Origin of the sequence: Catenulispora rubra (assembly GCF_015356825.1) — a bacterium.
Taxonomy (GTDB): Bacteria; Actinomycetota; Actinomycetes; order Streptomycetales; family Catenulisporaceae; genus Catenulispora; species Catenulispora rubra.
The window spans coordinates 1-864 of record NZ_JAACYW010000665.1 but is presented as its reverse complement, the minus strand read 5'-3'; the positions used below and the strand labels follow the sequence as shown (position 1 = coordinate 864).

The window sequence follows — 864 nt, the reverse complement described above, 5'->3', positions numbered from 1 at the left end:
CCTCACCCCACATCCCCGACCATCACCACCATCTTCCCCACATTCCCGCCCCCCAGCATCGACACGAAAGCCTCAACCGTCCGCCCGAACCCATGCACCACCGTCTCGTCGACCGGCACCGCGCCGGAGACGATGTGCGGAATGAGGAACTCCTCGAACTCCTCCCGCGCGTCGAGGTGGTCGCGGACGAGGAAGCCCTCCAACCGCAGCGCGTTGCCCACGATGTCGTACAGATTGGCCGGTGCCGCGGGTGGGTTCTCCAGGTCGTCGTACTGCGCGACCGCACCGCACCACGCGATCCGTCCGAAGTGTCGCAGGACGCTGATCGCAGCCTCCAAATGCGTGCCTCCGACGTTGTCGAAGTACACGTCGATGCCGTCCGGCGCCGCAGCACTGAGCTGGTCCGCCAACGGCGTCGCCGCGCGGTAGTCGATCGCCGCGTCAAAGCCGACGTGCTCGATCAGGTGCTTCGCTTTGGCCGGGGAGCCGGTGCTGCCGATCAGGCGTCCGGCCCCCATCACCCGAGCGATGCGCGCCGCCGCCGTCCCGACCCCGCCCCCGGCCGCCGAGATGAACAGATCCTCGCCCGGCTGGAGCTTCGCGATCCGCTTCAAACCGACGTAGGCCGTCAGACCAGTGCTGCCGAGGATGCCCAGGAACGCGGTGAGCGGGACGCCATCAGTCACCGGCACGATCCGCAGATCAGCCTTGGTGACAACGGCGTGAGTGGCCCAACTGTGCCGGTGGAAGACGACGGTCCCCTCCGCAATCTCAGCATCCTTCGAAGCCAGAACCCGCCCCAGCGCCCGGCCCTCCAACCCGAATCCCTTCTCCCAGCCACCCCAATGCCTGTCTCTTATGCAC

General features: G+C 67.4%; 1 protein-coding gene. It reads right to left on the bottom strand.

Features of this window, described 5'->3' with window-relative positions:
- Positions 1–2: 2 nt before the first annotated feature.
- Positions 3–864 (bottom strand): MDR family NADP-dependent oxidoreductase (locus GWK61_RS54850; protein ID WP_194922334.1); only part of this gene is annotated, 862 nt, incomplete at its 5' end.